We start from the raw sequence: 26946 nt of genomic DNA on the forward strand, positions 1-26946 counted from the left end.
GACACCATGCGCATCGCCGTCGCCCAGACGCGGGGCGAATCCGGACGCATCGACGCCAATCTGGCCCTGCTGGAGGACCGTGCGCACGCGGCCCGCGACGCGGAGGCCGGGCTGTTGGTGCTGCCCGAGCTGTTCCTGACCGGCTACAACACCGGTCCCACCACCGCCGCGCTGGCCGAGCCAGTCGACGGCCCATCTTTGGCACGGGCGGCGGACATCGCGCGGGCCACCGGAACGGCGCTGCTGTTCGGCTTCGCCGAGCGGGCCGGGAACGCCGTCTACAACGCTGCGATCCTCATCGACGCCGCCGGTACTGTCCTCGGGTGCTATCGCAAGGCCCACCTCTATGGCGACGAAAAACAACGGTTTTCACCGGGAGCCGGCATGCCCTTGACGGCCCACATCGGCGGCCTGCGCTGCGGCGTGCTGATCTGCTACGACGTGGAGTTCCCAGAGGCGGTGCGCGATCTGGCGTTGCGCGGCTGTCAAGCAGTGCTGGTGCCGACCGCTCTGCCGGCCGGCATGCCGGAGATCCCCGGACTGCTGGTGCGCGCCCGCGCCTATGAGAACCAGATCTTCGTCGCCTACGCCGACCGCTGCGGGGAGGAGGACGGCCTTGCCTACGAGGGACGGAGCTGCATCGTCGGACCCGACGGGGTGGTACTGGCGGCGGCCGGGGCGGAGGAGGCGTTGCTGGTTGCCGACCTCGACCCGGCGGCGGTCCGCACGGCACGCCTGCGTTTCGACTATCTGGCGGACCGCCGCCCGAATCTGTATGCAAGGCTGATCGTGTGACAGCCGGGCCCGCGCCATGACCATGCCCATCAACCCGTTCGTCTCAGCCGTCGAGGCCCCGCCCATCGCCGAGGCGTGGAGCTGGGTGGCCGGGCGCAGCTTCCCGGCCGACAAGCCGCTGATCGACCTGTGCCAGGCGGTCCCCGGCTACCCGCCCGCGGCCGAGCTCCAGGCCCATCTGGCCGAGCAGGTGATGGCCTACGACACGGCGCGCTATACCGGGATCGACGGCATCCCGCCGCTGCGCGCGGCGCTGGCGGCCAAGACCTCGGCGCTCTACGGCGCCGACCTGTCCGACCGCGAGGTGCTCGTCACCTCGGGCTGCAACCAGGCCTTCGTGGTGGCGGTGATGGCGCTGGCGCGGGCCGGCGACAACGTGATCCTGCCTGCCCCCTGGTACTTCAACCACAAGATGACGCTCGACATGCTGGGCGTCGAGGCGCGCCCGCTGCCCTGCCGGGAGGAGAACGGGCTGGTGCCGGACGCCGCGGAGGCGGAGCGGCTGATCGACGCGAACACCCGCGCCATCGTGCTGGTCACCCCCAACAACCCCACCGGCGCCATCGCCGGCCCCGAGGCCATCGCCGCGCTCTACGAGGTCTGCGAGCGCAACGGCATCCGCTTCCTGCTGGACGAGACCTACAGGGATTTCCCAGACTGGGGCGACGCGGCACCGCACACGCTGTTCCGGCGCCCGGACTGGCGGCAGACGCTGGTGCATCTTTACAGCTTCTCAAAGGTCTACAGCCTCGCCGGCTACCGCGTGGGAGCGGTGATCGCCGATCCCGCGCTGCTGGTCCAGGCCGGCAAGATCCTGGATTGCCTCGCCATCTGCGCGCCGCATGTCGGCCAGAAGGCGGCGCTCTACGGTCTGCGCCACCTCGACGGCTGGGTGACGGAGCGCAAGGCGGACATCGCGGGGCGGGTGGACAGCTTCCGGCGCTGCATGGCCGAGCACGGCAACCGCTGGACCATCGCCAGCATCGGCGCCTATTTCGCCTACATGCGCCATCCCTTCGCGGGTATGCCGGCGCGGGTGGTGGCGAAGCGTCTGGCCGACGAGCAGAACATCCTGTGCCTGCCCGGCCCCATGTTCGGCCCCGGCCAGGACGATTATCTGCGCTTCGCCTTCGCCAATGTGGACGCCGTCGTGATGCCCGAGATCGCGCGGCGCCTCTCCGTCATCGCAGAAGGTGCGTGACGATGCCCGAGCCTTCGGCCGACAGGTCGGAGGCGGTCTCGCGGTAGTCACGGGCGCCGGAGAAGCCGCCCGCCCCGCGCACCCGCTCGATCCAGCGGGTGGAGGCGCCGAGGCTGACCAGCCGCTCCACCATCGCCTGGGTGCTGCGCACGGTCATGTGCCCGTTCTCCGCCATGCGCGGCGCGTGCACCATGAACACCGCGTTGGGTGCCGCGTAGCGCGGGTAGCCTGCGAGATAGACGCCCACGCACATGCTCTCGCACGCCTCGCCCGCCCGCACGCGGGTGGCGATGGAGCGGCCGGCGCGGCGTTCGGCGAGGATGCGGTCGATGATGCGGTAGCCGGCCGCCGTCAGCCCGCCAGGGCTCGACAACTCGACCACCACCGGCGAGGCGGACGGGGTGGAGGCGAGTGCCTCGGCCAACCGGTGTTCGAGCGTCGCGGTGATGATCCCGTCGATGCGCAGAACCGTGGCGCCGTCCTGCACACTGCGCTGCATCAGGGCGTCCGGCAAGACGACCGGGCCGGGCGCCGGGGCGCGGGCGATCGACACCGGTTCGGCGGCCTCGGCAACGAATATGCCGAAGGTGGCGGTCATCAGGGTCAAAACCAGTGCGAACGTGCGATACATACGCAACTCCCTTTCACGGGAGCAGCGTGAGGGGGAATATGTTGCATGTTGGTTAACACGCGCTGACGGCATTCGTAGTAACGACGGGGATCGGCGCGTGTTGATGAATCATGAATGTTCGGATCACGTCAGCGTTGCTGACATTGTTCCTGTTTGCGGCGCCACTGGCCTTCGCCCGTTGCGGCACACCCGCACCGGACAAGCCGCCCGATCTGGTGGAGGTGGATGGCGCGGCGCGCGGCGTGATCGTGGCGGTCCCACCGGATTACGAGCCCACTCGCCCGCACGCGCTGGTCGTCGCCTTTCACGGACGGACCAACAGCAACGCCGAGGTGCGGCGCTATTACGGGCTTGAGGGGGACGCGCGCGAACCGACCATCGTCGTCTACCCTGCCGGCAAAACCGACCGCAGCGGCCGTTATGTCTGGAACATACCGACAGATTTCAATCTCTTTGACGAAATTGTTGAGGTGATGTCCGAGCTCTATTGTGTGGATGGGGAGCGGGTTTTCGTCGCCGGCCATTCCCTCGGTGCGTCCTTCGCAAACACGCTCGCCTGCGCGCGTGGGGCGGCGATCCGCGGGGTTGCCACGGTGGGCGGCGGCATCGGCCCCTCCAGGGATTGCAGCGGCCCGGTGGCCGCCCTGATCCTGCACAACCCGCGCGACCGTCTGGTGCCGATGCGCGAGGCCCTGCGGGTGCGCAACGCCCGTCTCGCGCAGAACGGTCTTTCGCCCGGCAGCGTTCCACTCCTCAAGGATCCGTTCAACTGTCGCCGCTATGGCACTGAGGAGGCAGAGAATCCGGTGATCTGGTGCCCGCACGCCGCGGACGTCACCGCGCGCGGACGCTTCTACCCGCACCAGTGGCCGGAGGGCACGGGTGCCGCGATGATGGCCTTCTTCGGCACGCTGGATGACCACTCCACCGCGGCGCTCCCATAAAGCCATAAATAAACTAAGGTTGATTGTGGCGGTGCAGCACGCTTGGCGCTACCATGGCGGACAAGGGGAGATGCGATCATCTGAGGAGCGGACCATGGCGGACGTCATCTTTTTTGGAATGCCCACCTGCCCGGCCAACGCCAAGCAGAAACAGCAGCTCAAGGCCGCCGGACACGCGGTCTCCGAGCGCGACCTGTCTCAGGAGCTGCTGACACGCGACACGCTGCGCGCCTTCTTCGGCGACCGGCCGGTCGATGAATGGTTCAACCGGCGCGCCGCCGCGGTGAAACAGGGCTCGATCGACCCGGCGACCATCGGGGCCGACGCGGCGCTCGACGCCATGCTGGCCGATCGTGAGCTGATCCGCCGGCCGCTGATCCAGGCCGGCGACCGGCGGGAAGCCGGCTTCGATCCCAACATCCTGCACGCCTGGATCGGTCTGGCGCCCAGCGGCGAGGCCTGCGACGACAAGCACGCGCGCGGCGTCTGCGATCACGGGCACCATCACTTTCCCAAGCGCGCCTGACGCAGGCCTGGCCACCGGCAACGGGTTGTTAACGGCTCAACGCCTATCACCGCTAGCCAGAACTTGGTGCGGATCGCGACGGTCCGTAGCGGACGAGGGCCGTGGATACAACCATTGCTGAGCAGCGGACCGGGGCGGTGCCGGACGGCACATCTCCGGCTGACGCCGACGCGGGTCCGGGCGATGTCGTCTGGTGGAGCATCGTGCCGGAGCTTGCAGCCCTGGCCGCGTTGGCCGCGGTGGCGGTGGTCCTGACCTTCGCGATGCTGCCGGCCGGTGCGCCGGCCATGGGTGGGGCCATCGCAGCCGCCTTTGTCGGGACGCTGGCCCTGCTCGCCCTGCGTCGCGCGCTGGCGACGGCCGCGGCGATGCGGCGCAACGCCCGGCTGCTCGGCGCCGCCAACCGTGAGCTGGCGGTAAGCCGGCAGCGGTTCCGCGATTTCGCGGAGGCTGCCTCCGACTGGTTCTGGGAAACCGGGCCGGACCACCGCTACACGCTTCTGTCGGAGCGGGTGGCGATCCTGATCGGCGGCGAGCCGCGGGATGTGTTCGGCGATGGGCTGGCCGATCTCGGCCGGCTGGCGACCGATCCGATGGCCTGGACCGACGCGCAGCGCGACATCGGCGCCGGGCGTGGCTTCCGCGACCTGGAACTCGGCTGGACCGACGAGACCGGCAAGGCCTTCGTCTTCCGGGTGAGCGCGCAGCCCGTGTACGGCGACGACGGCGCCTTCCTTGGCTACCGCGGGTCGGGCGTCGATGCGACGCTGGAGGTGCTGGCGCTGCGCGACGCCCGCACCACCCAGATCCTCGTCCACGACGCTCTGGAGAGCATTTCCGAAGGCTTCGTGCTGTTCAACCCGGAGGGGCGCCTGCTCTTCTGCAACGACCGCTACCGCAGCGCCTACCCCAACCTCGCCGACCGGCTGGTGCCCGGCGTCAGCTTCGAGGAGGTGCTGCGGGCGGCGGCGGAACGCGGCGGCTTCGGGCAGGATCACGGCGATCTCGGGTCCTGGATCCGCGAGCGGCTGGCCCGCCATCTGGAAACCACGGTCCCGGTGGACCGGCGCCTGTCCGACGGCCACTGGTACCGCATCAGCGAGCACGCCACGCGCTCAGGCGGCATCGTCAAGCTGCTGATGGACATCACCGAGCTGAAGGAACGCGAGCAGGAGCTGGCCGGCCGCACCGAGCGGCTGCGCGAGAGCGAGGCGCGCTACCGCCAGCTCGTGGATCTCGCCCCTTTCGGGGTTGTGCTGTGGGACCGCGCCGCCATCCGCTTCGCCAACCCCGCCGCCGCGGCGATCCTCGGCGCGCCGCACCCGCTGGAGCTCGACGGTGCCCCGCTCGCCCCCTGCTTCGCCGACGGCGAACGGCTGGCGGCGCAGCTCGCCGGCTTCTCCGGTCCCGGCGGCCAGCGGCTGGAGGCGGAGGCGGTCCATGCCGACGGCGAGCGCCGGCAGGTGGAGATCGCCGCCTACCCCGCCGCCTACGACCGCAACGACGCGGTCCTTCTCGTCATCAACGACGTGACCGAGCGCCGCCGCGCGGAAACCGAGCTGCGCCGCGCCCAGAAGATGGAGGCGGTCGGCCGCATGGCCGGCGGCGTGGCGCACGAGTTCAACAACATGCTGACCGCCATCGGCGGCTTCGCCCGCTTGGCCGAGCGGACCCCCGGCGACGTGGAGCGGGTCCGCACCTGCGTGACGGAAATCGCCAAGGCATCCGACCGCGCCGCGGCGCTGACCGCCCAGCTCCTCGACTTCTCCCGCCGCCGGGTGTCGGACGAGCTGGAAACGGTGGCTCTGACGGACGTGGTGCGCGACCTGCGGGTCTTCCTGAAACCGCTGCTCAACGACGGCATCGACCTTTCCGTGGATGTGCGCGACCCCGGCCTGCACGCGATCGCCAACCCCGTCACCCTGACCCAGGCGATCCTGAACCTCGCCATCAACGCGCGGGACGCCATGCCGGATGGCGGGCGGCTGACGGTGACCCTGGAAGCCATCGAGCCGGACGCCGCCTTCCGTCGGCAGCATGACGGGCTGGAAGCCGGCCGCTACGCGGTGATCCGGGTGACCGACACCGGATCCGGCATCGCCGAGGAGATCCGCGACCGCATCTGGGAACCCTTCTTCACCACCAAGGAGCCTGGAAAGGGCACCGGGCTCGGGCTGTGGATGGTCTACGGCACGGCGCGGCAGGCAGGGGGGGCGGTCGAGATGACGTCCAGCCCCGGCGGTGGCAGCGTCTTCTCCATCTACCTTCCCCGGGTCCAGGCCCCGGTCGGCCGGCCGGCGCCGGCGCCCCTTCCCCTGCTGCCGGAGGGCGAAGCGGCCTCCATCCTGCTGGTCGATGACGAGCCCGCCGTCCGGGCCTACCTGACGCTGGTTCTGACCGAGGCCGGCTGCCGGGTGGTGCAGGCGGAGGACGGCGTCGATGCGCTGGAGAAGTACGACGCCCACGGCGGCCTGTTCGACTGCCTCGTCACCGACCTTGCCATGCCGCACATGGGCGGTCCGGAACTGGTGGCGGAGTTGGCGCGGCGGAACCCGAACCTGCCCGTCCTCTTCCTCAGCGGCTACGCCTCCCACGAGAAGGCGGCGGCATTGCTGGCCGTCGCCGGTCGCAAGCTGCTGATGAAGCCGATCAGCCCGGAGGACCTGATCCAGGGCCTGCGCGAGGTGATGGCGGAATGAGGACGGCATGACCATGGACAGACTGGTGGCGGGTGCCGCCGCGCTCGCCGAACCGGTGGAAGAGGCGCCGTCCGGCTTGCCCGACTGCCAATCGGCAGAGGACTTCTACGGCTTCCCGGCGCGTGACCACATCGGCCGCTTCTGCCATCGCTTCCTGGACGAGAACGCGCTCACCCCCAGCGAGCTCCTGCACTCGCCCCGTCACCAGCAGAGCCTGTCCAACCTGCCGACCTTCGTGTCGATCCTCCAGCAGGCCGACCGCGCCATGGGGCGTAAGGGCGCGCTGACCGGGCTGGTGAACGAGGTGGCGCGGCTGACGCGCGAGCGGCTGAAGGCGGACGCTCCGGCCGATCTGCGGCCGCAGAATGTCGCGCTGGAGATCCGGCGCCTTCTGCAGACGCGCGGCGATGCCGGCCGCTTCCATGTCGAGGCGGCGCTGACCCAGCACATCCAGGCCGGCCGCAGCTTCGCCGAGAAGGTTCGGCTGCTCCTGGATCTGGCGGAGGCGACGGACGAGCCGGACGCGCTGGCCTTCATCGACCGGTTCCTCGGCGAGACGATGCGCAGCGACAGCGCGGCGGCATCCCTGTCCGGCGATGCGCCCTTCGCCGTACTGGTCGATCTGCTGACGTCGCTGGCCGCCGCCGACAAGGCATTGGACGAGGAGGCACCGGCCATCCTGCGGAGGATGCAGACCCTGTTGCGCCGCGCGCCCATGCCGGTGCTCCAGGACGGGTTGATGGTGGCCCTGCGGCGGGAGCTGGCGAAGCCCGACCATTTCACCATCGCCAGCGTCGGCGATCTGGCGGGGGTCGAAGCGGTCCAGCGCGAGGTGATGGCGCTGGCGACCCTGGCTGCGCGCCTGCGCGTCGGCGACGGGTTCTGCGGCGGCGAGAAGACCGAGGCGGCGCTGCTGCGCCGCGGCGCGCTCCTGGTGAACGAGGATACGCTTCATGAAATCATCAAAGGCCGCAGCTTCATCCAGAAGCTGCGCACCCTGTTCCTGCTCCAGAAGATGCCGCTGCCGGCCACGGCGGAACGGGCGGTGGTCGCCTGCATCCTGCAATTCTTCGAGAGCCGGGAGTTCGCCGGGCGCCTGCTCGACTGCTGGAAGGAGCGGACCGAGAAGCTGAAGGGGCTGGCCGAGGTGCAGCGGCTCGTCCTCGACAGCGCGCTGGACGCGGAGGAGCGGGAGTACCGGGCGCGGCAGGTCGATGACATCCAGAGCGCCTTCATCCGCACCCAGCGCATCCTCAACCCGCTGACCGGTCGGCTGGACCCGTCGATGGACGCCGTCATCGACGTGGCGAAGCTGGCCGCCGACCGCGCCTTCTGCAAAGGGCGCAGCGGCACCGCCGCTGCCGCCGCCCTGCACCGTCAGGTGCACCGTCCGCGCTTCGTGCGCGGCTTCCTGCTGTCGGCCCAAGGGGCGCGTGAACGCGCGCTGCGGGCGGCCTGGATGAAGGGGGCGCTGGCCGGCGTCGGTGCGCCCTTCATCGACCTTGCCGCCGTGCGCGCGCTGGTGGTGGACGACGAGGAGGGGCCGCGGCGTTTCGTCGGATCGGTGCTGTCCGACCTCGGCCTTGGCGCGGTGGAGACGGCGGTCGACGGCCGCGACGCGCTCGACCGGTTGGACGGGCGGGAGGATGCCTTCCAGGTGATCGTCTGCGACTGGATGATGCCGCGGGTCAGCGGCCTGGATGTGCTGCGGCAGGTGCGGGAGAAGCGGCTCGACCTGCCCTTCCTGATGGTGACGGCGCTCGCCACCCAAAAGGCGGTCGAGCGCGCCGCCGCCCTCCACGTCACCGCCTACATCGCCAAGCCCTTCACGCCGGACCAGCTTGAGGAAAAACTGCTGCTGGTCCTGACGCAGAAGGCCGCGCCGGGCGCCTGACACCCGGCGGTGCGTGCCTCATTCCTGGCCCTTACTCCTGGATGAACGCCTTCAGGTAGCTGTGCGACAGCGGCGTCAGCAGATAGTCGAGCGGCGTGCGGGCGGACATCAGGATGCGCGCCTCCACCGGCATGCCGGTGCGGATCTTCAGGTTGTGCACCTGATGCGGGTCGGAATCGACCAGACGCACGCGCGCCAGATAATACTCCTGCCGGGTCGCCTGATCGGTCAGCCGGTCGGCCGACACATACTTCACCTCACCTTCCAGCGAGCCGACGACGCGCGAGTCGTAGGCGGTGAGCTGCACCTTGACCGGCAGGCCGATGGAGACGGACTTGATGTCCTTCGGCTGGATCTTCACCTCGGCCAGCAGCTCGCGCTCCTCCGGCACGATGTCCAGCACCGGCTCGTTCGGCGCGATGGTGCCGCCGGCGGTGTGGTGGCCGTGCATGACCACGGTGCCGGCGTCGGGCGCCTTGATGTCGCGCGTGGCCAGCCGGTTCGCGGCGTCCAGGATCTGCTCGCTCAAGCGGGCGACCTCGCCGCGGGACTTCTCCAGATCCACCAGCACTTTTTCGCGGAAGTCGCTGCGGCGGCGGATCTGGTCGCCTTTGGCCTCGGCCGCCTGATGGCGGGACTTGGCGATCTCCGCCTCCAGCTCGCGGTCGCGGCCGCGCAGCCGGGCTTCCTCGCGCTGCTGCTCGACCAGCTTCGGCCGGGTGGCGTTGCCGCGGGCGAGCAGTCCCTCGGTGATGCGCAGCTCCTCCTGGATCAGGGTGATCTCGCGCTGGGTGAAACGCTGCTGCTCGACCAGGCTCTTCGCCTCCTGGCCCAGCGTTTCGATGCGTTCGGCGACCAGCTCGTCCTCGGCGGTGAGCTGCGCCTTGCGCACGTCGAACAGGGTCTGCTGGTTCGCCATCATCTTGGTGACGCCCAGATTGGAATAGCGGCGGCTCAGCAGGTCGGCGGGCCAGGCGATCTCCGGCTTGTCGAGCAGCTCGGCCGACAGCCGCGCTTCCAGCGCCAGGGCGTCCAGCCACTGGGCCGTCAGCACGTCGAGCCGGGTCTGCGCCTCGGTGCGGTCAAGGCGGATCAGCACCTGCCCGGCCTTCACCTGATCGCCGCCGTTCACCAGCACCTCGGCGATCGGCCCGCCCTCCTGATGGCGGACGACCTTGCGGCCGGTCTCGGGGGCGAGCGCGCCGGCGGCAACGACGGCGCTGTGCAGCGGCGCCAGCGCCGCCCAGGCGCTCATACCCCCCATGCCCAACGCGATCACCATGCAGCCGCCCATCAGCAGGCCGCGCACGGAGGTGTTGGGGCTGGCCGCGCGGTGGTTGCGGGCGGTGGTCATCGTACCGGTGGCGAGCGCCGGAAGGGTGGTCGTGGTCATCGATCGGGTTTCCTTGCAGGCTGCCGTCAGCCCGCGGACAGGGCGGTCGGGGTGGCGGTCACGCTGCGCATGCGGGCGAAGCTGGCGCCCGCGATCTGCGGCGGGGCAGCCTCCTTGCGCGGGGTGGCGGCGACGGCCATGCCGTTCTGGAGCACGAAGGTCTTGTCGGCCATGTCCACGAACTGCGCGGTGTGGCTGAGCAGGACCACGGTGGCCCCCCGCTCCTTCAGCGCCGACACGAAGCCGCGCACCGCGGCGATGCCGGTGTCGTCCAGCCCCAGCGCCGGCTCGTCCAGCACCACCAGAGAGGGGCTGCCGAAACCGGCGCGGGCCAGAGCGATCAGCCGGGCGAAGGCGCCGGTGATCGGCGAGGCGGGGTCCATCACCTCGGTCTCATAGCCTTGCGGCAGCGTCTCGATCAGCGTGTGCACGCCGGCGATCTTGGCGGCGGCGATCACCGCCTCGTCGCTGGCCGGCAGGAAGCGGGCGATGTTCTCGGCGATGCTGCCCGGCAGCAGGTCCGCACCCTGCGGCAGATAGCCGATGCCGGTCAGCGGGTCCTTTGGCGTCAGCATGGCGAGCGCCAGCCCACCCAGCCGCACCGTGCCGGCCGACGGCGCCTGAACGCCGGCCAACAGCCGCGCCAGCACCGTCTTGCCCGACCGGTTGGCGCCCAGCACGCACACCGTCTCGCCGGCCTCGACCTGGAAGCTGACGGCGCGCAGCACCGGCTTCTGGTCGCGGGGGTTGACGTAGAGCACGTTTTCCAGCGTCAGCCGCTCCGGCTCCACCGGCACGCCGGGCCGCTCCGGCTCGCGCGACAGCCGCTTGATCTGGGCCGACAGGCGGCCCCAGCTCTGCCAGGACTTCTGCAGCCCGCCCCAGGAGCCGACGGTCTGCTCCAGCGCCGCCATGCCGCGGCCGACCAGCATGGATGTGGCGATCATGCCGCCGAAGGACAGGTGGTTCTCGATCACCAGCCAGCCGCCGACCGCCGTCACGCCGATCTGCAGCAGGTAGCGCACCCACTTGGTGAAGGACGCGATCACGGCACCCCTCTCGGCGGCGTAGCCGTTCAGCGCCGCGCCGGTCATGCTGTCGCGGGTCACCGCCTCCAGCGCCGCCGGCCCCATGCGCAGGCCGCGCACGGTGTCGGCCTTGGCCTGCACCGCCTCGAACAGCCGCTGGGCGCGGCCGGACGGCAGGCGCTGGTCCTCGGAAAAGCCCTTGAGCAGCGCGTGACCGGCGTAGCCCAGCACCGTCAGGATCACCATGGCGGCCAGCATCAGCCCGGCCAGCACGGGGTGGATCAGGTAGATGCCCAGCACGTAGATCGGCGTCCAGGGCAGGTCCATCAGCGCGGTCAGCGTCGGCCGCGTCATCGCCCCCTTGACCTCCATGAGGTCGAGGATGGGCGTGGCGTCCGGCCGGCCGCGCGCGGCCTGGTCCAGCATCTCGCCGGTCAGGCGGCGTCGCCACGCCACTTCCAGCGCGTTGGCCGCGCGGTTCAGCATGCGCGAGCGCACCGTCTCCAGCAGCGCGATCATCGACAGCGCGATGACCACGATCACCGTCAGCATCACCAGCGTGTCGATGTTGCCGGACGGGATGGCGCGGCTGAACACCTGCAGCGAATAGAGCGGAACACTCAGCATCAGCGCGTTCACGGCGGCGCTGAACAGGAAGGCGCCCATCAGCACGCGGACGAAATAGCGCCCGCCGAACGCGTCCCGGTTCCCGATGATCCCCGACGTCGCCGTTGAAGTGGGTGGCATGGATCGGCCCTCCTGGTGCCGGCAATTCTCGCAAAATGCCCGCGGCAAGCGGGCGAGGGTGATGGGACGGCTGAAATGGTAAACGGTATGTTAAACATTATCGACGTCACAGGAATGCCACCGGATCTGCCCCCTTTGCGCCGCAACATAGCCGACCCTGCAACGAAAGATCGTCGAGGGTTCGCCCCTATTGGACCCGCGAGTACTTGCCCCATCCGCCGTTTGGACCAAGGGCGGGATCCGCCGGATCCCGGTTGTTTGTCCGGTCCCGCTGCAGGCGGTGTCCGGCACGGGGAACGGGGGGAGCGAATACTGTGGGACGCCAATTGTCGCTCGGGCCTTCCCCTTCGCGCGGAACCTGTCATCTTGGGGCGAGCAAGAGAACGGAGGGACGGATGAGCGGGCCGCTGGTGATGATTCCGGGATCGCTGACGCTGGCGAAACTGCGACGGATCGCACGCGGCGGCGCGCCCGTGACGCTGGCCGACGGGTGGCGCGGGCCGGTCGAGGCGTCGGCGCGGACGGTGGCGCGGGCCGCTGCGGGTGACGCCGCCGTCTATGGCGTCAACACCGGTTTCGGCCTGCTGGCCCGCAAGCGCATCCCCCCCGACCGTGTGCGCGAGTTGCAGCGGCGGCTGGTGCTGTCGCACTGCGCCGGCACCGGACCGGCGCTTGATGCCGCGGCCGTGCGGCTGATCCTGGCGCTGAAGGCGGCGGCCCTGGCGCGCGGCTATTCGGGCGTGCGGCCCGTGGTGATCGAGGCGCTGCTGGCCCTGCACGACCGCGGCGTGCTGCCGGTGATCCCCGCCAAGGGCTCCGTCGGCGCGTCCGGCGACCTCGCCCCCCTGGCGCATCTGACCGCGGTGCTGATCGGCGAGGGCGAGGCGATGGTCGAGGGCGAGCGGATGCCCGGTGCCGCCGCACTGGCCCGCGCCGGTCTCGCCCCGGTCGAGTTGGAGGCGAAGGAGGGGCTGGCGCTCCTGAACGGCACCCAGGTGTCCACGGCTCTGGCCCTGATCGGCCTGTTCGCGGCGGAGGAGACGGTGGCCGCCGCCCTGGTCGCCGGTGCGATGAGCGTGGACGCCGCCATGGGCAGCGACGGCCCGTTCGACGACCGCATCCACGCGGCGCGCGGCCAGCCGGGGCAGCGCGACGTCGCCGCCGTCTACCGCCGGCTGCTGGCCGGCAGCGGCATCCGCGATTCGCACCGCGGCGACCACGGCACGGTGCAGGACCCCTACAGCCTGCGCTGCCAGCCGCAGGTGATGGGCGCCGTGCTCGACCATCTGCGATTCGCCGCCGGCGTGCTGGAGCGGGAGGCGAACGCCATCTCCGACAACCCGCTGGTCTTCGCCGACGACGGCGCCATCCTGTCCGGCGGCAACTTCCACGCCGAGCCGGTGGCCATGGCGGCCGACGTGATCGCCATCGCGCTGGCCGAGACCGGCTCCCTGTCGGAGCGGCGCACGGCCCTGCTGATGGACACCAACCTGTCCGGCCTGCCGCCCTTCCTTGTGCGCGACGGGGGTTTGAACAGCGGCTTCATGATCGCCCAGGTCACCGCCGCCGCCCTGACCGCCGAGAACAAGCAGATGGCCCACCCCGCCTCGGTGGACAGCCTGCCCACCTCGGCGAACCAGGAGGACCATGTCAGCATGGCGACCCACGCCGCCCGACGGCTCGGCGAGATGGCCGACAACCTCGCCGGCATCCTGGCGGTGGAGCTGCTGGCCGCGGCGCAGGGCATCGACCTGCGCGCACCGCTGGTCACGGCACCGGAGCTGGGGCGTGCCCACGCCCTGCTCCGCGGTGTCGCCGCCGCGTGGGTGGACGACCGCGCCATGGCGCCCGACATCGCCGCCGCCAAGGCGCTGGTCACCGGGGGGCGGTTCCTGGACTTCGCGGCGGAGCTGCTGCCCAGCGGCGGGTGATACCAAGTTCCGACGAGTGCAACTCGTCGGGACTTGGCTGGGCCGTTGAGGCCCCTGCTAAGCCAATGCCCGCGAAGGCAAGCGGCCGGATGGCCGCGTCCGCCGTTTGAGGGCCCATTGATCGGCCCCGATCAATGGGACTTTGCAAGAGTCCTACGCCGCCTCGAACTCGCAGGGGATGATGGTCTGGAACTCGGCGATCTCGATCATCTCCCGCACCTGCCCGCGGGGGTGGCGCATGCTCAGCGCGATCCCCTTGCGGCCAGCGGCGGCGTTCGCCAGCACGAGAAGCCCGAGCCCGGCGGAATCGATGAACTCCAGCCCCGACATCTCCAGCACGCAGCGCGAGACACGCCCGCCCTCCAGCTCCTCGATCACGGCGCGGAAATCGTCGGTGGCGTCGAAGGTGAACTGGCCCGCCAGCGTCACCACGCGAGCGCCCGCCTCGTCATGAATGGTGAATGTCACGGCAAGCCCCTCCTGACACGGCCAATGCCGGTCCTTGGTGATGATCCTAGCACAAAGTCAGTGTACCTCTGGGATGGCCGTGACCTGACCTGAGACATGCTGCCACAGCAGAACGAAGGACATGCCGGCGGCGAGATAGAGCGCGTAGGCCGCCTCCACCGCCAGCACCAGCCAGCTCCAGGTCGACGGAAACAGATCCTGGCTCCACAGCGCCCAGGCGGCCGATACGAAGAACAGCACGGCCAGCCGCTCGCCCCGGTACTGGAGCGCGCGGTGGGTGATGCGGATGAAGTAGGCGTGTGCCAGGAACAGCGCCATGCCGATCACCAGCTTGACCGACACATACTCGAAGGACGGGTCGAGCGCCCAATGCACGTAGGAATAGCCGGTCGGGTTGTAGCTGGCGAGCGTCAGGGTGAAGAGGAAGAAGAAGCGGATGAACAGGTCCGACGGTCTGAAACGCGGTGCTGCCCCGGCCATGCCCGATCCTCCCTCCGGCCGACATGACCGAACCCGTCCGGTTTACCTCAACCGGGCGGCGGATTCCAGATCATGGCGACGGTGTCCGCCGGAGGTCACCGTCCACGGCAGCTTATCGCCCGCTGCACACGCGGGTGACGAAGCTGTCGATGTCGCGGTTCAGGTCGGACGCGCGGTGGGCCAGCTCGCCGGCGGACGCCAGAACCTGACCGGCGGCCGCACTCGCCTCCTGCGTGCCGAGCACCACGGTGCCGACCGCGTCGGCCACCGTACGCACGCCGTTCGACGCCTCCTGGATGGAGCGGCTGATCTCGCCGATGGCGGCACTCTGCTGCTCGGCGGCACCGGCGATGCCGACGGCGGTCTGGTCGATTTCGCGGATCATCCGGCCGACGAGCTGGATCGCTTCCGCCGTGCTGCGGGTCACGGCCTGGACAGTGCCGATCTGCTGGGTGATCTCCTCCGTCGCGGTCGCCGTCTGGTTGGCGAGGTTCTTGACCTCGGTGGCGACGACGGCGAAGCCCTTGCCCGCCTCCCCCGCCCGCGCCGCCTCGATGGTCGCGTTGAGCGCCAGCAGGTTGGTGCGCTGGGCGATGGAACTGATGAGCTGCACCACGGTGCCGATCTGCTCGCTGGCGCGCAGCAGCGACAGGATGGTCGCGTCCGCCTCCCCCACCCGGCCGACGGAATCCTTGGCGAGGTCGGCGGTGCGCGACACGCCGCGCGCCACCTCGCCGATGGCACCCGACACCTGGGAGGTGGCGGACGCCACACCGTTGACGTTGGCCGACACCTGCTGCGCGGCGTCGGCCGCGGATCCGGACTGCTCGTTGGTGGTGCTCGCCACATGGGTCATGGAGCGCGACGCGGCCTCGAGCTGGCAGGCGCTGGCCGACAGGCTCGACGCCACCTCGCGGATGCTGGCGCCGATCTGCATGGCTCCGGACACGAAGTCGCGGCTCTTGCGGTCCATCGCTTCCAGCCCGGTGTTGATGGTGTGGCTGAAGGCGGCGAAGTCGCCGACCATGCCGGTGGTGACGATGCGCCGGTAGTACTGGCCGCTCGCCGCGAACTGCATGGCCGCGTGCGACTCCTTCCCGAAGGACTCCATGCGGTCGAGCAGCCGGTTGACGTCGCGCATGGTCTCCGCGATCTCGCTGGTGCCGCGGATGTGGAGCACCCGCTGCGACAGGTCCCCACGGGCCGCCGCGGTCAGGACCGTGTGGGTCCGGCGCAGCGAACCCTGGGTCATGCGGACCCAGCGCACCGTGGCGCCGATGGCGACCAGTCCCGCCACCCCGGCCCCGGCACCCGCCGCACCACCGTGCGCGGCCGACACCACCATGCAGGCGGCGGCCACGGCCAGGGCGGCAAGCGCCTTAGAGAGAGAAGACGAACTCGTCATAGGAGCATCCCTTCTCCCGCAGGATCGCGTCGAGCCGGTCGGCCGCCGCCTGGGTGCCGGCGGCCGGGCTGGTGTGGCGTGTCTCCTCCTCGCGCAATGCCGCGTAGAGGGCCGCGACCTTGTCCACCGCGGCGCGCTGCGGCAACCGGCGACTGGAATGGTAACCGGTGATCGCGGTGCCGCCGCCATAGACCGGCGTGACATGGGCGAACACCCAGTAGAAGTCGCCGTTCTTCGCGCGGTTCACCACATAGGCGAAGATCTCGCGGCCCGACTGTATGCGGCTCCACAGCAGCTTGTAGACACAGCGCGGCATGGCGTCGTGGCGCACGATGTTGTGCGGACGGCCAAGCAGTTCTTCCTCGCTGAAGCCGCTGACGCGGATGAACACGTCGTTGGCGTAGGTGATGATGCCTTTCAGATCCGTCTTGGAGACGATGATCTCGTCCTCCTGGAAACTGCGCTCGCGCCCGTCCACGTTCGCGGCTGACCGACCCATGTTGCCCCCGCCCGACACCCGCTTCGAGGGGGTGGACGGTTTCATGCGCATGCGGCCGGAGCGTTGATCCTCGTCAATTTGAGACGAATACCGGTGCGACAATCTGTTGCACGTCGTCAACCACAACGCGTCCAAAGGTTACCATTTCCCGCCGTTCGAGAGGCGCTCCAGCGTCCGTTCGACCTCACCGAGGTTGCGGCCCGCGTCGCCCTGCCCCGACAGCGTGGCGTGGACAGCGCTCCAGAAGGCGGCGGACACCGCCGTGTACTGGCGGCCCGTGCGTTGCGCCGGCCGTGCCACCGCGGCGAGCAGCGTGCCGAGCTGGTCACGCAAAAAGGGGGTGGCGCTCAGCACCTCCGGATCCTCGTAGAGGGCGGGGATGGTCGGGCTGTAGGACCAGCGGATGGCGCGCCGCTTCTGCTCCTCCCGCCCGGTCATGAAGCGGACGAGGTCGACCGCCTCGGCGACATGCCGGGAATGGCTGGACACGGCAAGGTTCCAGCCGCCCAGTGTGCCGGAATGCTTGCCGTCCGGCTCCCCCATCGGCAGGGCGATGACGCCCACCTTGCCCGCGACCGGACTGTCCGGCCGGTTCAGCTCGTGCCAGGCGAAGGGCCAGTTGCGCATGAAGACGGCGTTGCCGGATCGGAACAGATCGCGCGTCTCGGCCTCCGCGTAGAAGAGCACGGCCCAGGGCGTGATGCTGCCGAGCCACGAGGCGGCCCGGTCCAGCGCCCGCACCGCGCGCGGATTGTTGATGGAGACGCGGCCGTCCGGTTCCACGATGCCGCCGCCGCCGAAGCTGTCGATCCATTCCAGAGCGTTGCAGGTCAGCCCCTCATAGGCCCGGCCCTGCCACAGGAAGCCCTGGAGCTCGCGGTTGCCGGCACGGTGCTCCGCCGCCAGCACGGCCTTTGCCGCCGCCTCCAGTTCCGCCCAGGTCCGCGGCGGCGCGAACCCGTGCTTCGCCAGCAGATCCTTGCGGTAGTAGAGCAGACCGGCGTCCGTGTACCAGGGCATCGCCACCAGCCGCCCCTGCACGGTGTTGTTGGCGACGATCTGCGGGAAATGCGCCTCCACCTCCGCCGCCGGCACCAGCGGGCGCAAATCCACCAGCCGGGGGGCGAGAGCGCCCGGCCAGATCACATCCACCTGGAACACGTCCACCGCGTCCGACCCGCTCTCCAGCGTGGAGCGGGCGGATTCATAGACCAGCGTGGTGTCTTCCGGCTGGTAGAGCAGCCGCACGGCGTTGCCGGTGCGCCGCGACCATTCGTCCGTCGCGGTGCGGCAGGCCTCGGCGAATCCGGCACCGGCGAAGCAGGTGACGGTCAGCGTCACCTGCGCCCGCGCCGTGCCGGCTGTCATGCACAGCAGCAAGGCTCCGGCGACCGCCCATGATGGAAGCATTTCCCCCTCCCCCGGGGATCGTGTCCGCACAGTGTATGCAATCCGCACCGTGTCGTCACGAACCTCGGCTGCCCTCCATCGCCGTGACCACGCTTGCCCCGCCCGGTCAAGCGTTCACGCAGCGAAGGCGCACGGACAGCCGCCATGCGTCGCCCGACGTACGCCGGATGGGCCGCCGGACGGATCGCGATCCGCGGATTTCCCCGGGAACATACCCTTCCACAACACCGTTGTGCCGCAGAACGAAATTCGCGGGGGAACATCATGACGGAAAGGGTCCTGATCACCGGCGGCGCCGGGTTCATCGGCTCGCATCTCGCTGATGAGCTGCTGTCACAAGGGTGCCGGGTGCGTGTTCTGGACTCGCTCGACGAGCAGGTGCATGGCGAGGCGGGCCGCCGTCCCGACTATCTCGCCCCCGAGGTCGAGCTGATCCACGGCGACGTGCGCGACCCCGACGCCGTCGCCCGCGCTCTCAGCGGCATGGACGCCGTCGTCCACCTCGCCGCGCGGGTCGGTGTCGGACAGAGCATGTATCAGGTCGGCGACTATGTCGGTGTCAACGACCACGGCACCGCGGTTCTGCTCCAGGCGCTGATCGAGCGGCCGGTGCGGCGCCTGATCGTGGCGTCGAGCATGAGCGTGTACGGCGAGGGGCTGTACCTCGACTCCAGGGGCAACACGGTGGAGGTGGCCAGCCGCAGCGTCGAACAGATGCGCGCCGGCCGCTGGGAGCACGAATTCGTCGGCCGCGACGACGTCCGCCCAGCCCCGACCCACGAGGGCGTGCACCCGACGCTGGCCAGCGTCTACGCCCTGTCGAAATACGTGCAGGAGCGGCTGTGCCTGCTGATCGGCGAGACCTACGGCATCGGCACGGTGGCGTTGCGCTTCTTCAACAGCTACGGCACGCGTCAGGCCCTGTCGAACCCCTACACCGGCGTGCTCGCCAATTTCGCCACCCGCCTGCTGAACGGCCGTGCGCCCCTGATCTTCGAGGACGGCGAGCAGCGCCGCGACTTCGTGCATGTGGACGACGTCGTGCAGGCCATCCGCCTGTCGCTGACCGCCGAGCCCGCCACCGGTCGTGTCATCAACGTGGCGAGCGGCGTCAGCCGCACGGTGCGAGAGGCGGCGGCGGCGCTGGCCGTGGCCGTGGGCCGTCCGGACATCGAGCCGGAGGTGACCGGCCGCTGCCGCGTCGGCGACATCCGCCACTGCTTCGCCGACATCACCCTCGCCCGCGAGCTGCTGGGCTACGAGCCGCGCGTGACGCTGGAGGACGGGCTGGCCGAGCTGGCCGAGTGGCTGAGCCGGCAGATCGCCGTCGACCGCATCGAGGAGATGCGCAAGGAACTCACCGGCCGGGGGCTGTCGGTATGAGCGGGCGCACCGAGGGCTCCAGAGCCACGCGGGTCCTGATAACGGGCGGGGCCGGCTTCATCGGCTGCAACCTCGCCCACAGCCTGCTGTCGGAGGGGCGGCGGGTCATCATCCTCGACAACCTGTCGCGCGCGGGTGTCGAGCAGAATCTGGCTTGGCTGGAGGCGACGCACGGCGATCAGGTGGAAAGCCTGATCGCGGACATCCGCGATCCGGTCGCCGTGGAAGCCGCGGTGTCGCGAGCTGGAACGGTGTTCCATCTCGCCGCCCAGGTGGCGGTGACGTCCAGCGTCACCGATCCGCGGCACGATTTCACCGTCAACGCCGCGGGCACGCTGAACGTGCTGGAGGCGGTGCGCAGCCAGAAGCGCCCGCCGACCGTGGTCTTCACCTCGACCAACAAGGTTTACGGCACCCTGCCCGGCATCAGCTTCCAGGCCACACCCGACGGCTACGCCCCGCGCGACGCGAGGCTGGCGGCCTGCGGGCTGGCGGAGGCGCAGCCGCTGGACTTCGCCAGTCCCTATGGCTGCTCCAAGGGCGCGGCCGATCAGTATGTGCTGGATTACGCCCGCACCTATGGCATTCCGGCCGCTGTGTTCCGGATGAGCTGCATCTACGGCCCCCACCAGTTCGGGACGGAGGATCAGGGCTGGGTGGCACATTTCATCAAGCGCGTCCTGTCCGGGGGCCGCATCACGCTGTACGGCGACGGCAAACAGGTGAGGGATGTGTTGTTCGTGGACGATCTGGTCGATGCCTTCCGCCTCGCCGAGGAACGGATCGCCTCGCTGACCGGGGAGGCGTTCAACATCGGCGGCGGCCCGGCCAACGCAACCAGCCTCCTGCAACTGCTCGACCGCATGCCGCGGCTGATCGGCCGCAAGGCCGACATCGCTTTCGACGAATGGCGCACCGGCGACCAGCCCTGGTACGTGTCCGACACCCGGCGCTTCTTCGCCCGGACCGGCTGGCGCCCGCGGGTGGGCATCGAGGAGGGGCTGACGCGCCTGTCGCGCTGGCTGACCGACGCGCGTCCGACAGCCGAACGGCTGCGCGTCGCGTCCTGACGATCCGGGGAGAGAAGGCCGATCATGCGCGTAGCCCTCGTCAACCCGCCTTGGAGCTTCGACGGCAGCATCTATTTCGGCTGCCGTGACCCGCATCTGCCACTGGAGTTCGGATACGCCAAGGCGCTGCTGGAGCTGGCCGGGCATGAGGCCGCGATCCTCGACGCCCAGCTCCTGGGCTGGTCCATGGCGGAGCTGACCGCCCGCGTGGCCGCCTTCGCTCCCGACATGACGGTGGTCACCACAGCCCCCAGCTACCTGTTCTGGCGCTGCGCCCCGCCGGAACTGCGGGTCCCCATGGCCACCGTCGAGGCGTTGCGCGGAGCCGGCGGCCTGATGGTCGGCGTCGGTCCGCACGGCTCCACCACCCCGCGCACCGCGCTCCGCAAGCTCGGCGTCGACGCCGTGGTGATGGGCGAGTGCGAGGAGGTGATCGTCCGGCTGGCCGGGGAGGAGGACTGGTCGGCGCTGCCGCATGTCTGCACCTGGGACCCGCACGGCGAGGGCGGCATCCGCGTCAACGGCGGTCCCGCGGCCGCGGCCTTCACCGACCTTCCGGCGCTGCGTTGGCCCACGGATTGGGTGGCCCGCCACCGCCACCAGCACCACCGCTTCGACGCCCCGGCCACCGGACCCGGCGCGGAGATGGAGGCGTCGCGCGGCTGCCCCTTCACCTGCACATTCTGCGCCAAGGAGAATTTCCGCGACGCGTACCGCAAGCGGCCGGTGCCGGTCCTGATCAGGGAACTGGACGGGCTGATCGCGCAAGGGGTCGAGTATGTCTACTTCATCGACGAGATCTTCCTGCCCAACGAGCCGCTGCTGATCGCGCTCGCCGAGCGGCCGGTGAAGTTCGGCGTGCAGACGCGGCTGGATTTGTGGAAGCCCGCACAGATCGATCTGCTGGGTCGCGCCGGCTGCGTGTCGATCGAGGCCGGCGTCGAAAGCCTGACCGTTGCCGGGCGCGCGGCGCTCGACAAGAAATGCCGGCTCGGCACCGACGAGCTGAGCGAGCGGCTGATCCTCGCCAAGCGGGTGGTGCCCTTCGTCCAGGCCAACCTGATCCTGACCAGCGACGACGACCCGGACGAGGTGGCGCGCTGGCGCGCGCTGATGGCGGAGCATGGGGTGTGGTCCAACGACCCGGTGCCGCTCTTCCCCTACCCCGGCTCCCCCGACTACCGCCGGCGCTGGGGCCTGCCCGACGACGATGCGTGGGAGCGGGCGGTGGACGACTATCTCGTCCGTTTCGACCATTTCTGCGACATCCAGGACCAGCGGCCCCGGCGGCTCCAGGAACTCGAAGCCCGCACCCCGCTCCGCGCGGCGGAGTGAGGTCATGGGACCGCCTGCACCGCCGCGCATCCTGATGACGGCCGACGCGGTCGGCGGGGTGTGGGATTACGCGCTGGAACTGGCGCGCGGGCTGGCGGCGGCGGGCGTGTCCACGGCTATGGCGGTCACCGGCGACCCGCCGGACACGACGAAGCGGGCCGCCGCCATGTCGATTCCCGGCCTCATACTGGATGCGGCCCCGTTCAAGCTGGAATGGATGGCCGATCCGGACGACGACCTTCGCCGGACCGGCGACTGGCTGCTGGAGCTGGAGCGCCGTCTGCGTCCGGCCTTGATCCATGTGAACGGCTACGCCCACGCGGCCCTGCCCTTCCGGGCGCCGGTGCTGTGTGTCGCGCACAGCTGCGTGCTGTCCTGGTGGCGCGCGGTGCACGGCACAGACCCCCCGCCCGCCTGGAGGCGCTACGCGGAGCGCGTCGCGGACGGGCTGCGGCTGGCTGATCGGGTGGTGGCGCCGACGCGCGCCATGCTGGACGCGCTGGAGACGCACTACGGACCCATCCCCCGCGGCACCGTCATCCACAATGGCCGCGACCCCGCCGGACGTGCCGACGCGGACAAACGGCACCTGTTCCTGGCGGCCGGCCGGCTGTGGGACGAGGCGAAGAACATCGCCGCCGTCGATGCCATAGCGGCCCGTGTTCCCTGGCCGGTCTTCGTGGCCGGCGACACCGGCGGCCCGGACGGCAACCACACCCCACTGGCCCACGCCTGCCCGCTCGGACGGCTGGCGACCGATGAGATGCGGGATTGGTACGGGCAGGCCGCCGTCTTCGTCCACCCCGCCCGCTACGAGCCCTTTGGCCTTGCCCCGTTGGAGGCGGCTCTGGCCGGCTGCGCTCTGGTGCTCGGCGACATCCCCAGCCTGCGCGAGCTGTGGGACGGAGCCGCCGACTTCGTGCCGCCGGGGGACACCACCGCCCTCGGTGATGCGCTGCGACGGCTGGCCGCGGACAGCGACCGGTGCAGCCACCTGGGAGCCGCTGCGCGTGAGCGCGCGGGTCGCTATTCCGCAGGCCGGATGGTGCGGGCGTATCTCGACCTGTACGCCGACATGGCCGGGCTGGGGACGTGATCGCCCCGGCCCCCCTCCCAATCTCCCCCCGGTCTAAGTGCACCGGATTACCGCGTCTCCGCCGCTTCGCAAGCGCACCGCCACCAACGACAGTGGCAGAGCGCCCCCTTCCTTTCCCGCCCCGACGATCGACGAAGGACTTGATGCGCATCGTCCTGTTCACCCATTCGCTGGTGTCCTGCTGGAACCACGGCAACGCGCATTTCCTGCGCGGCGTGGTGCGCGACCTGCGGACCCGCGGCCATGATGTCCGCGTGCTGGAGCCGCGGGACGGCTGGAGTCGCCAAAATCTGCGCGCCGACGGTGGCGAGGCGGCCGAGGCGGCCTTCCACGACGCTTTTCCCAGCCTGACCTCGCACGCCTACGACCCCGCCGCCCTCGACCTGGACCGCACGCTCGACGGTGTGGACGCGGTAATCGTGCACGAGTGGACCGACCCGGCCCTCGTCGCCGGCATCGGCAGGGTGCGCGCGGGTGGCGGGCGATTCGCCCTGCTCTTCCACGACACGCACCACCGCATGGTGTCGAAGCCGGAGGAGATGGCGGGGCTGGACCTGTCCGCCTACGACGGGGTTCTGGCCTTCGGCGCGGTGCTGCGGGACCGCTACGCCGCAGCCGGCTGGGGCAGGCGCGCCTGGACGTGGCACGAGGCCGCCGATACCGCCTTGTTCCACCCGCTTCCAGGCATCGATCCCGGCGGCGAGCTCGTGTGGATCGGCAATTGGGGCGACGACGAACGCACCGCCGAACTGCACGAGTTCCTGCTGGAGCCTGTGCGCCGCCTGCGCCTCAAGGCGTTGATCCACGGCGTGCGCTACCCGAACCACGCGTTGCGCGCGCTGGCGGAGGCCGGCATCCGCTATGGCGGCTGGTTGCCCAACCACAAGGCGCCCGAGGTCTTCGCCCGCCACCGCGTGACCGTCCATGTGCCGCGCCGCCCCTATGTGGAGGCGCTGCCCGGCATCCCGACCATCCGCGTGTTCGAGGCGCTGGCCTGCGGCGTCCCGCTGGTGTCGGCGCCGTGGGAGGATGCGGAGGGGCTGTTCCGCCCCGGCACCGACTTCCTGATCGCCGACGACGGCGCGGCCATGGAGCGCCACCTGCGCGATGTGCTGAACGATCGCGCCCTGGCCGCGGACCTCGCCCGCTATGGGCGGGAGACGGTGCTGGCCCGCCACACCTGCGCCCACCGCGCGGAGGAACTGCTGAGCATCCTGGCGGAACTCGGCGCCACCGGGACCGCCGACGCCTTCGCCACCGGGGAGACCGCCCGTTGACCGCCCAGACCATCGCCTTCTTCGGATCGAGCCTGGTGTCCGCCTACTGGAACGGGGCGGCCACCTACTACCGCGGCATCATCCGCGCCCTGGCCGCCCGCGGCCACCGCGTCACCTTCTACGAGCCCGACGCCTGGGATCGGCAGAAGCACCGCGACATCGCCGACCCGCCCTGGTGCCGCGTCGTCGTCTACGAGCCGACGACCGACGGGCTGGCGCGCGCCCTGGACGACGCGCGCGGCGCCGACGTTGTGGTCAAGACCAGCGGCGTCGGCGTGATGGACGACGACATCGCCGCCGGAGTGCTGTCGATCCGCCGGCCGGATGGCCTCGCCGTCTATTGGGACGTCGACGCGCCGGCCACCCTGGCCCAGCTCGCCGCCAACCCGGCCGAGCCGCTGAACGCGCAGATCCCCGGCTTCGACATGGTGCTGACCTACGGCGGCGGACCGCCAGTGGTGCGCGCCTTCACGCAGCGCGGCGCCAGGCTCTGCGTCCCGATCTACAACGCGCTCGACCCGGAGACTCACCACCCGGCGCCGAAGCAGGACCGCTTCGCCGCCGATCTCAGCTTCCTCGGCAACCGCCTGCCGGATCGGGAGGCGCGGGTGGAGGCCTTCTTCCTCGACGCCGCAAGCCGGCTTCCCGGCCACCGCTTCCTGCTGGGCGGCAACGGCTGGCACGACAAGCCGCTGCCCGCCAATGTGCGCGCCATCGGCCACGTCTACACCGCCGACCACAACAGCCTGAATTGCTCGGCGACCGCGGTCCTCAACATCAGCCGCCAGAGCATGGCGGAGACGGGCTGGTCGCCGGCCACCCGCGTGTTCGAGGCGGCCGGAGCCGGCGCCTGCCTGATCACCGACGCCTGGACCGGCATCGGGCTGTTCCTGGAGCCGGGCCGCGAGGTTCTGGTCGCCCGTGACGGGGCGGAGGTGGCGGAGCATGTGGCCGCGCTGACGCCCGAACGGGCGCAGGCCATCGGCCGGGCGGCACTCGCCCGTGTGCTGGCACACCACACCTACGACAGCCGGGCGGACGCGGTGGAAGCCCTGCTGACCGGCGCCGATGCCGACCGATTCCTCCTGAAGGAGAGTGCGTGATGCTGCGTCCCATGACCGTCGTCGTCCTCGGCCTGACCGTCACCTCCTCCTGGGGGAACGGGCACGCCACCACCTACCGCGCCCTGCTGAAGGGCATGGCCGCGCGCGGCCACCGCATCCGGTTCCTGGAGCACGACAAGCCCTGGTACGCCGCGCACCGTGACCTGCCGCGGCCCGACTATTGCGACGTCACCCTCTACGACGGCCTGGACGAGCTGGCGGAACGGCACGCCGCCCTGGTGCGCGACGCCGATCTCGTGATCGTCGGCTCCTACGTGCCGGACGGGGTGGAGGTCGCCCGCTGGGTGCAGGCGACGGCGGAGGGGGTGACCGCCTTCTACGACATCGACACGCCGGTGACGCTGGCGAAGCTGGAGCGCGGCGAGCACGAGTATGTGTCGCCGGAGGTGATCCCCGGCTTCGACCTCTATCTCTCCTTCACCGGCGGCCCGACGCTGGAGCGGCTGGAGCGGGCCTATGGCGCCCGGCGCGCCCGGGTGCTCTACTGCTCGGTCGATCCGGAAGGCTATTACCCGGAACTCGGGCCGGTGCGCTGGGACCTCGGCTATCTCGGCACCTACAGCCCGGACCGCCAGCCAACGCTCGACCGGCTGCTGATCCAGCCCGCCCGCGCGTGGGAACGCGGCGGCTTCATCGTCGCCGGCCCGCAATACCCGGCCGACATCGACTGGCCCGCCAACGTGGAGCGGGTGGAGCATCTGCCGCCGGCCGAGCACCGGCGCTTCTACAACGCCCAGCGCTTCACCCTGAACGTCACCCGCACCGACATGATCGCCGCCGGCTGGTCGCCCAGCGTCCGGCTGTTCGAAGCGGCCGCCTGCGGCGTGCCGATCATCAGCGACCCCTGGGACGGTCTCGGCACCGTGTTCGAGCCGGAGCGCGAGATCCTCATCACCAGTGATCCGGAGACGGTGCAGCGCTGGCTGCGCGACACCACCGCCGGCCACGCCCGCGCCATCGGCCGCGCCGCGCGCAAGCGGGTCATGGCCTCCCACACCGGCTGGCGCCGCGCCGCCGAGTTGGAAGGTTATGTGGCCGAGGTGCGCGGCATGGCGGTGCTGGCGGTGTCGGGGGGGTGAGGCTTACACCACCGCCCGCAGGCGGTGCAGCGCCTGCGGGCGGCCGGCGTTGATCATGTCGCGTTCGAACACGAAGCCCAGCTTTTCCACCAGCCGTCGCGACGCCGCATCGGCCGGTGCCACTCCGGCCACGAGGCTGGGCATCCGCAGGTGATCGACGGCGATGCCGATGACCGCCCGCGCGGCCTCCGTCGCGTAGCCCTGGCCCCAATGGTCGGGAGCCAGGGCGCACATCAGCTCCGTCTCCTCCACGCCGTCGATGTCGCGGCGGCGCAACCCGACCCGACCGACGAAGCCGCCGCTGTCACGCAACCGCAGCACCCAGACGCCGTAGCCGTGCCGGCCCCAATGATCGATCATCCGGCGGGTCAATGCCTCCGCCTCGTCCCAACTCGCGATGGCCCCGCCGATCGGGCCCATCACACGGTGGTCGGTATGGAGCCGGTGCATGTCGACGGCGTCGTCCGCACGGACAGGACGGGCGGTCAGCCGTTCGGTTTCGAAGGTATCGATCACCCCGGCGGCCTCCGC

Annotated in this window: 23 protein-coding genes; 14 read left to right on the forward strand and 9 right to left on the reverse strand. The window is 70.4% G+C overall.

Features of this window, described 5'->3' with window-relative positions; translation table 11 throughout:
- The first annotated feature begins 6 nt into the window (after nucleotides 1-6).
- Together HL658_RS06010 and HL658_RS06015 are read left to right on the forward strand one after the other, a co-directional pair.
- Nucleotides 7-795 carry a carbon-nitrogen hydrolase family protein gene (locus tag HL658_RS06010; RefSeq protein WP_180281022.1) on the forward strand — a complete coding sequence of 263 codons (789 nt, stop codon included), beginning with the start codon at nucleotides 7-9 and terminating at the stop codon, nucleotides 793-795.
- 16 nt (nucleotides 796-811) lie between these two features.
- Entirely contained in the window at nucleotides 812-1996 is a 1185-nt protein-coding gene (locus HL658_RS06015; protein WP_180281023.1) for an aminotransferase, read from the forward strand.
- Here HL658_RS06015 and HL658_RS06020 read toward each other — a convergent pair.
- A complete protein-coding gene (locus HL658_RS06020) occupies nucleotides 1977-2594 on the reverse strand; it encodes an ATP-dependent Clp protease proteolytic subunit (RefSeq protein ID WP_246337341.1) in 618 nt (205 codons plus the stop codon). The genes HL658_RS06015 and HL658_RS06020 overlap by 20 nt on opposite strands.
- 143 nt (nucleotides 2595-2737) lie before the next feature.
- On the opposite strand from HL658_RS06020, the gene HL658_RS06025 reads away from it, so the two are divergent.
- The 4 genes from HL658_RS06025 to HL658_RS06040 all read left to right on the forward strand — a co-directional run bounded on the left by HL658_RS06025 (nucleotide 2738) and on the right by HL658_RS06040 (nucleotide 8690).
- Entirely contained in the window at nucleotides 2738-3571 is an 834-nt protein-coding gene (locus tag HL658_RS06025; RefSeq protein ID WP_180281025.1) for a CE1 family esterase, read from the forward strand.
- Between the two features lie 94 nt (nucleotides 3572-3665).
- Nucleotides 3666-4097, forward strand: coding sequence for an ArsC/Spx/MgsR family protein (locus HL658_RS06030; protein ID WP_180281026.1), 432 nt, complete (start codon nucleotides 3666-3668; stop codon nucleotides 4095-4097).
- A 101-nt stretch (nucleotides 4098-4198) separates the two neighbouring features.
- Nucleotides 4199-6796 (forward strand): hybrid sensor histidine kinase/response regulator, encoded by a 2598-nt coding sequence (locus HL658_RS06035; RefSeq protein WP_343055021.1) that lies wholly within the window; start codon nucleotides 4199-4201, stop codon nucleotides 6794-6796.
- Between the two features lie 7 nt (nucleotides 6797-6803).
- Nucleotides 6804-8690 carry a response regulator gene (locus HL658_RS06040; RefSeq protein ID WP_180281027.1) on the forward strand — a complete coding sequence of 629 codons (1887 nt, stop codon included), beginning with the start codon at nucleotides 6804-6806 and terminating at the stop codon, nucleotides 8688-8690.
- A 31-nt stretch (nucleotides 8691-8721) separates the two neighbouring features.
- On the opposite strand, the gene HL658_RS06045 is transcribed toward HL658_RS06040, so the two are convergent.
- Entirely contained in the window at nucleotides 8722-10083 is a 1362-nt protein-coding gene (locus tag HL658_RS06045) for an HlyD family type I secretion periplasmic adaptor subunit (RefSeq protein WP_180281028.1), read from the reverse strand.
- 26 nt (nucleotides 10084-10109) lie between these two features.
- Nucleotides 10110-11858 (reverse strand): type I secretion system permease/ATPase, encoded by a 1749-nt coding sequence (locus HL658_RS06050; RefSeq protein ID WP_180281029.1) that lies wholly within the window; start codon nucleotides 11856-11858, stop codon nucleotides 10110-10112.
- Between the two features lie 395 nt (nucleotides 11859-12253).
- On the opposite strand from HL658_RS06050, the gene hutH reads away from it, so the two are divergent.
- Nucleotides 12254-13789, forward strand: a complete 1536-nt coding sequence (gene hutH, locus HL658_RS06055) for a histidine ammonia-lyase (protein ID WP_180281030.1) — start codon at nucleotides 12254-12256, stop codon at nucleotides 13787-13789.
- A 153-nt stretch (nucleotides 13790-13942) separates the two neighbouring features.
- Here the strand turns inward: hutH and HL658_RS06060 are convergent, their stop codons facing one another.
- The 5 genes from HL658_RS06060 to HL658_RS06080 form a co-directional block, all read right to left on the reverse strand.
- Nucleotides 13943-14257 (reverse strand): STAS domain-containing protein, encoded by a 315-nt coding sequence (locus tag HL658_RS06060; protein WP_180281031.1) that lies wholly within the window; start codon nucleotides 14255-14257, stop codon nucleotides 13943-13945.
- Nucleotides 14258-14314: 57 nt separating this feature from the next.
- Nucleotides 14315-14737, reverse strand: coding sequence for a DUF6524 family protein (locus tag HL658_RS06065; protein ID WP_180281032.1), 423 nt, complete (start codon nucleotides 14735-14737; stop codon nucleotides 14315-14317).
- 112 nt (nucleotides 14738-14849) lie between these two features.
- On the reverse strand, nucleotides 14850-16142 hold the full coding sequence (locus HL658_RS06070; RefSeq protein ID WP_180281033.1) for a methyl-accepting chemotaxis protein: 1293 nt from the start codon (nucleotides 16140-16142) through the stop codon (nucleotides 14850-14852).
- Nucleotides 16117-16641: a PAS domain-containing protein gene (locus tag HL658_RS06075; RefSeq protein WP_180281288.1), complete on the reverse strand. Its 525-nt coding sequence runs from the start codon at nucleotides 16639-16641 to the stop codon at nucleotides 16117-16119. Before HL658_RS06075 ends, HL658_RS06070 begins: the two co-directional genes overlap by 26 nt.
- Before the next feature lie 138 nt (nucleotides 16642-16779).
- Nucleotides 16780-18051, reverse strand: a complete 1272-nt coding sequence (locus tag HL658_RS06080; RefSeq protein ID WP_211109663.1) for an ABC transporter substrate-binding protein — start codon at nucleotides 18049-18051, stop codon at nucleotides 16780-16782.
- 264 nt (nucleotides 18052-18315) lie between these two features.
- On the opposite strand from HL658_RS06080, the gene HL658_RS06085 reads away from it, so the two are divergent.
- The 7 genes from HL658_RS06085 (at nucleotide 18316) to HL658_RS06115 (ending at nucleotide 26415) form a co-directional block, all read left to right on the forward strand.
- Nucleotides 18316-19434 (forward strand): SDR family NAD(P)-dependent oxidoreductase, encoded by a 1119-nt coding sequence (locus tag HL658_RS06085; protein WP_180281034.1) that lies wholly within the window; start codon nucleotides 18316-18318, stop codon nucleotides 19432-19434.
- Nucleotides 19431-20504 carry an SDR family NAD(P)-dependent oxidoreductase gene (locus tag HL658_RS06090; RefSeq protein WP_180281035.1) on the forward strand — a complete coding sequence of 358 codons (1074 nt, stop codon included), beginning with the start codon at nucleotides 19431-19433 and terminating at the stop codon, nucleotides 20502-20504. The genes HL658_RS06085 and HL658_RS06090 overlap by 4 nt, the downstream gene beginning before the upstream one ends.
- 24 nt (nucleotides 20505-20528) lie before the next feature.
- Nucleotides 20529-21839 carry a TIGR04295 family B12-binding domain-containing radical SAM protein gene (locus HL658_RS06095; protein WP_180281036.1) on the forward strand — a complete coding sequence of 437 codons (1311 nt, stop codon included), beginning with the start codon at nucleotides 20529-20531 and terminating at the stop codon, nucleotides 21837-21839.
- 4 nt (nucleotides 21840-21843) lie between these two features.
- Nucleotides 21844-22935 (forward strand): glycosyltransferase family 4 protein, encoded by a 1092-nt coding sequence (locus HL658_RS06100; protein ID WP_211109664.1) that lies wholly within the window; start codon nucleotides 21844-21846, stop codon nucleotides 22933-22935.
- 143 nt (nucleotides 22936-23078) lie between these two features.
- Complete coding sequence (locus HL658_RS06105) at nucleotides 23079-24212, forward strand: CgeB family protein (protein WP_180281037.1); 1134 nt, start codon at nucleotides 23079-23081, stop codon at nucleotides 24210-24212.
- Nucleotides 24209-25315 (forward strand): CgeB family protein, encoded by a 1107-nt coding sequence (locus HL658_RS06110; protein WP_180281038.1) that lies wholly within the window; start codon nucleotides 24209-24211, stop codon nucleotides 25313-25315. The genes HL658_RS06105 and HL658_RS06110 overlap by 4 nt, the downstream gene beginning before the upstream one ends.
- On the forward strand, nucleotides 25315-26415 hold the full coding sequence (locus HL658_RS06115; protein WP_246337342.1) for a CgeB family protein: 1101 nt from the start codon (nucleotides 25315-25317) through the stop codon (nucleotides 26413-26415). The genes HL658_RS06110 and HL658_RS06115 overlap by 1 nt, the downstream gene beginning before the upstream one ends.
- 3 nt (nucleotides 26416-26418) lie before the next feature.
- Here HL658_RS06115 and HL658_RS06120 read toward each other — a convergent pair whose 3' ends face one another.
- Nucleotides 26419-26931, reverse strand: coding sequence for a GNAT family N-acetyltransferase (locus HL658_RS06120; RefSeq protein ID WP_180281039.1), 513 nt, complete (start codon nucleotides 26929-26931; stop codon nucleotides 26419-26421).
- Nucleotides 26932-26946 lie beyond the last annotated feature (15 nt).

The organism is Azospirillum oleiclasticum (assembly GCF_013423485.1).
In the GTDB taxonomy this organism is placed as follows: domain Bacteria; phylum Pseudomonadota; class Alphaproteobacteria; order Azospirillales; family Azospirillaceae; genus Azospirillum; species Azospirillum oleiclasticum.

Bases quoted from the DNA above. Each gene is read 5' to 3' on its own strand.
- HL658_RS06105 (WP_180281037.1), top strand. From the start codon at position 23,079: ATGCGCATCGTCCTGTTCACCCATTCGCTGGTGTCCTGCTGGAACCAC.
- HL658_RS06075 (WP_180281288.1), bottom strand. From the start codon at position 16,641: ATGGGTCGGTCAGCCGCGAACGTGGACGGGCGCGAGCGCAGTTTCCAG.
- HL658_RS06080 (WP_211109663.1), bottom strand. From the start codon at position 18,051: ATGCTTCCATCATGGGCGGTCGCCGGAGCCTTGCTGCTGTGCATGACA.
- HL658_RS06050 (WP_180281029.1), bottom strand. From the start codon at position 11,858: ATGCCACCCACTTCAACGGCGACGTCGGGGATCATCGGGAACCGGGAC.
- HL658_RS06015 (WP_180281023.1), top strand. From the start codon at position 812: ATGACCATGCCCATCAACCCGTTCGTCTCAGCCGTCGAGGCCCCGCCC.
- HL658_RS06010 (WP_180281022.1), top strand. From the start codon at position 7: ATGCGCATCGCCGTCGCCCAGACGCGGGGCGAATCCGGACGCATCGAC.
- HL658_RS06025 (WP_180281025.1), top strand. From the start codon at position 2,738: ATGAATGTTCGGATCACGTCAGCGTTGCTGACATTGTTCCTGTTTGCG.
- hutH (WP_180281030.1), top strand. From the start codon at position 12,254: ATGAGCGGGCCGCTGGTGATGATTCCGGGATCGCTGACGCTGGCGAAA.
- HL658_RS06100 (WP_211109664.1), top strand. From the start codon at position 21,844: ATGGGACCGCCTGCACCGCCGCGCATCCTGATGACGGCCGACGCGGTC.
- HL658_RS06090 (WP_180281035.1), top strand. From the start codon at position 19,431: ATGAGCGGGCGCACCGAGGGCTCCAGAGCCACGCGGGTCCTGATAACG.
- HL658_RS06085 (WP_180281034.1), top strand. From the start codon at position 18,316: ATGACGGAAAGGGTCCTGATCACCGGCGGCGCCGGGTTCATCGGCTCG.
- HL658_RS06095 (WP_180281036.1), top strand. From the start codon at position 20,529: ATGCGCGTAGCCCTCGTCAACCCGCCTTGGAGCTTCGACGGCAGCATC.
- HL658_RS06115 (WP_246337342.1), top strand. From the start codon at position 25,315: ATGCTGCGTCCCATGACCGTCGTCGTCCTCGGCCTGACCGTCACCTCC.
- HL658_RS06045 (WP_180281028.1), bottom strand. From the start codon at position 10,083: ATGACCACGACCACCCTTCCGGCGCTCGCCACCGGTACGATGACCACC.
- HL658_RS06020 (WP_246337341.1), bottom strand. From the start codon at position 2,594: ATGACCGCCACCTTCGGCATATTCGTTGCCGAGGCCGCCGAACCGGTG.
- HL658_RS06040 (WP_180281027.1), top strand. From the start codon at position 6,804: ATGACCATGGACAGACTGGTGGCGGGTGCCGCCGCGCTCGCCGAACCG.
- HL658_RS06030 (WP_180281026.1), top strand. From the start codon at position 3,666: ATGGCGGACGTCATCTTTTTTGGAATGCCCACCTGCCCGGCCAACGCC.
- HL658_RS06065 (WP_180281032.1), bottom strand. From the start codon at position 14,737: ATGGCCGGGGCAGCACCGCGTTTCAGACCGTCGGACCTGTTCATCCGC.
- HL658_RS06070 (WP_180281033.1), bottom strand. From the start codon at position 16,142: ATGACGAGTTCGTCTTCTCTCTCTAAGGCGCTTGCCGCCCTGGCCGTG.